Below are 3,722 nucleotides of genomic sequence, written 5' to 3'. Positions count from 1 at the left end.
TCTATATAACCAAGAAGATACTCTTAATTCATAGAAAAATAAAATAATATTTTGAAAATTAATAAAAAAGGTTGAAATTTGGACTAATTTTTAGAATGGATTTACTTGTAAAATACAAGGAATTTCATTAAAAATAAAGAAATTATCTTATAAAGAAGGAAATAAATATGAATAGAGGTGTAATTAAATGGGATTATTTAAAACAAAATCACAAGATGAATGGAAAGTTAATTATATTAAAGAGTTCAATGAAATGAGAGACTCTTACGAAGATAAATTAAAAGCTAAACAAATGGAGATAGAGAATTTAAAACAAGAGATTGAGAATTTAAAATCATTAAGAAACAATTTGAAACCAAAAGAAAAACAAATTAAGGACTCAGATATTGAGTATATAAAAGAACTAAGAAATAGTGGGCTTAGCTACAGAGAAATATCAAAAGAAACTTCATGGAGCAAGGCAACAGTTTGTAGAGTTTTAAATGGGTTATATGATTAATTAAACAATTAAATTATTATGATTTTATATTTCTATATATTACTAATACTGTGCTATAATGGATACTATACAAAATAAATTGTAGGTGATATGTTTGAATATAAAAGAAAATAGTTATATTTCTAAAAGTAAAGAATATATTCTAGATGCTATTATTTTATTGGTTATAGTACAGATTGCTAGGGTAATTATAAAATATATATTTTTAAGCCAATTAAATTTTACTCTAGAAAATGTTAATATTGCTAATATTATATCGATTATGCTCGTGGGTATAAGCTTGTCTCTTATTTTAAGAGCAAATGATTTATTTAATCCAGCAGGACAAAGGTTAATTAAGTTAAACAATAAATATAACAATAAAAAATTAAGATTAATATTAGGCTCAATTACTTTAGGTGCCATATGTGTAACACCGTATTTTAAGGGTGGATATTTATCATCTAATTTAATAATACTGACATTATCCTTAATAGCTCAGCCTATATTTGAAGAAGTAATTTTTAGAGATTATATATGGAACTATATTAGAAGTTTTCAAAAGGATGAAAAGAAAGTTTTAATAATTGTAAGTTTATTATCAGCTCTATTTAAAATAGGTTACTGGGACATAATAAGTCAGAATTTAAGTGTAGTTAGTAGCTCATTTTTTACAATAGATATAATCATTTCCAAGGTATTATTTGGATTAATAATTGCTTTTATACTTGGAATAGTTAAAATAAAATACAAAGATACCTACTTGTGTATATTTGTACATAGCTTGATTAATGTTTTTTGGGGAATATAAGTTTTTTATAATAAATATAGAATAACTAAAATGACTTGATAAAATAATAAGTAAAAGGAAGATCATTATTGTGAGTTCGCTTATACTTATAGATTTCTTATAGTGATAAAATAAATAAGAAACTATTGAAATATCTATATAAATTAGATATTATTAGAGAGCTCATAAGCTCTCTTTTTTATTGTGAAGATTTTATATTTTATCTGTTCTATGGATAAAATATAAAATCTAATTGATTTAAGAGTAGCGGTTGAAGTTGTTGATGACATGAAGTGTAGCGACCACGTAGTGGTTTAAGCGAAGCGAATTTTTCAGATTAAAATAAGAAAGGAAGAAAATTATGGATGAGTTAACGAAGTATAGAAATGAGATAGATGAAATAGATAAGCAAATAACTGAATTGTTCGAAAGACGTATGGATATATCAAAAAAAATAGCAAGATGTAAAAAAGAACAAGAAATATGGATTTTAAATGCGAAGAGAGAAGAAGAAGTTATTCAAAAGAATTTATCTTATTTAAAAAACAAAGACTATAGATTTGTATTAGAAGGATTTTTTAGAAATCTAATGAATTTAAGCAAGCTAATACAAAATGAAGAAAATCACCGCTAAATAGAGGGAGGCAAACTATGATTGTAGTAATGAATAAAAACTACACTAGTGACGATATAAATCAAGTAGTAAATTATATAACGAATAAAAATTTAGGCGTTAATATTTCAAAGGGAAAACACGACTGTGTTATTGGAATATTGGGAGATGTAACAGAAGCAAATCTAGAAGAAATAAAATCTTTAAGATGTGTATCAAAAATATTAAAAGTACAAGAACCTTATAAAAAAGCCAATAGATTGTTTCATCCAGAAGATACTATTGTAAATATAAATGGCAATAAAATAGGTGGAAAAAACTTAGGAATAATAGCTGGGCCTTGCGCTGTTGAAAGTGAAGAACAAATTGTCGAGATTGCTAGAAAGGTAAAGGAAAGTGGAGCTAACTTTTTAAGAGGTGGAGCTTTTAAGCCAAGAACTTCACCATATAGTTTCCAGGGATTGGAGCTAGACGGACTTAAATTAATGGAAATCGCAAAGCAAGAAACAAATCTTCCTATTGTATCTGAGCTTATGTCAATTAGCTATCTAGACGAATTTATGAGCACCGTTGATGTAATACAAATTGGTGCAAGGAATATGCAAAACTATGATTTACTAAAACAGGTGGGAAGAACTAACAAGCCAGTAATACTAAAAAGAGGATTATCCTCAACAATAGAAGAATGGCTTCTTAGTGCAGAACATATTATGGCAGGCGGAAATGAAAATGTAATTTTATGTGAAAGAGGAATAAGAACTTTTGAAACTTATACTAGGAATACTTTAGATTTAAGCGCTGTGCCTGTAATAAAAAAGCATTCTCACTTACCTATAATAGTAGATCCGAGTCATGGAACAGGAAGCCGTGAATATGTGGAGTCTATGGCGAAGGCTGCTGTAGTAGCAGGATGTGATGGTCTTATGATAGAAGTTCATAATAATCCAGAAAAAGCTTTATCTGATGGTCAGCAATCTATAACACCAGAGCAATTTGATAAACTTATGAAAAAAATAAAAATACTTTCTAATTTAGAAGATTAAGTATAATAAAAAAAGGAGCTTAAGCTCCTTTTTTTATTTAAACTATTTACAACTTAATATAGATATTAAATCATTTGGAGTATTAATTATATAGTCTGAACCTAAATCTTCTAATATCTTTTTATCTCTAAACCCCCAAGCAACACCTGCAAAATCTATATTTGCATTTCTTGCTGTTTTAAAATCTACCTCACTGTCACCAATATATAAGCATTTATCCTTAGATGAATTTAAATCTTCTATAGCTTTTAATACTGAATCTGGGTAAGGTTTTTTTCTTCTTTCAGAAGATTTCCCTATTGCTACTTGAATATACTCTGAAAAATACTGGTCTTTTAATTCTGTAACGCCATCTTGAAATTTATTAGATACAATTGCCATTTTATATTCATTTTCTTTTAAATATTCTAGTAATTCCATTATTCCATCATAAGGTTTAGTCTTATTTTTCAAATTTTTCGAATAATGTATTTTAAAAAGAAATAGACATTCTGCAAATTTATCGTAAGAAGTTTTTTCTGGTACTGAAAGTTCAATTAATTTTTCGATACCATTTCCAATAAAAGAACAAATTTCTTCTTTACTTCTAAGTGGATAATTTAATTTTTCTAAAGCGTGATTAACGCTATCAGCTAAGTCATCTAAAGAGTTCAAAAGAGTGCCATCTAAATCAAAAATCAAAGTGTTGTAATTCATCATAAATCCCCTTATCTCTATTAAGTTATTATTACACCACATATAAATTTTAATGTGGGTACTATTACTAATTTATTTTTGATATAATTTCATTTTTTATTT

The 3,722-nt window shown here is 26.7% G+C and carries 5 protein-coding genes; 4 read left to right on the top strand and 1 reads right to left on the bottom strand.

The genetic code is table 11. The features are described from left to right. Window positions 1-187 precede the first annotated feature (187 nt). The 4 genes from NSA58_RS17370 (at window position 188) to aroF (ending at window position 2,924) form a co-directional block, all read left to right on the top strand. Entirely contained in the window at window positions 188-499 is a 312-nt protein-coding gene (locus NSA58_RS17370; RefSeq protein WP_039678862.1) for a helix-turn-helix domain-containing protein, read from the top strand. 94 nt (window positions 500-593) lie between these two features. Then, window positions 594-1,289, top strand: a complete 696-nt coding sequence (locus tag NSA58_RS17365; RefSeq protein WP_052232891.1) for a CPBP family intramembrane glutamic endopeptidase — start codon at window positions 594-596, stop codon at window positions 1,287-1,289. A 340-nt stretch (window positions 1,290-1,629) separates the two neighbouring features. Beyond that, a complete protein-coding gene (locus NSA58_RS17360) occupies window positions 1,630-1,902 on the top strand; it encodes a chorismate mutase (RefSeq protein WP_039678861.1) in 273 nt (90 codons plus the stop codon). A gap of 17 nt (window positions 1,903-1,919) precedes the next feature. After that, the gene (aroF, locus tag NSA58_RS17355; RefSeq protein ID WP_039678860.1) at window positions 1,920-2,924 is read left to right on the top strand and encodes a 3-deoxy-7-phosphoheptulonate synthase; all 1,005 of its coding nucleotides are present in this window, start codon (window positions 1,920-1,922) and stop codon (window positions 2,922-2,924) included. A gap of 42 nt (window positions 2,925-2,966) precedes the next feature. Here the strand turns inward: aroF and NSA58_RS17350 are convergent, their stop codons facing one another. Further along, window positions 2,967-3,620, bottom strand: a complete 654-nt coding sequence (locus NSA58_RS17350) for an HAD family hydrolase (RefSeq protein WP_079764749.1) — start codon at window positions 3,618-3,620, stop codon at window positions 2,967-2,969. Window positions 3,621-3,722: the final 102 nt, after the last annotated feature.

It is taken from the genome of Terrisporobacter muris, from assembly GCF_024621905.1.
GTDB lineage: Bacteria > Bacillota > Clostridia > Peptostreptococcales > Peptostreptococcaceae > Terrisporobacter > Terrisporobacter muris.
This window is presented reverse-complemented; position numbering and strand designations above follow the sequence as displayed.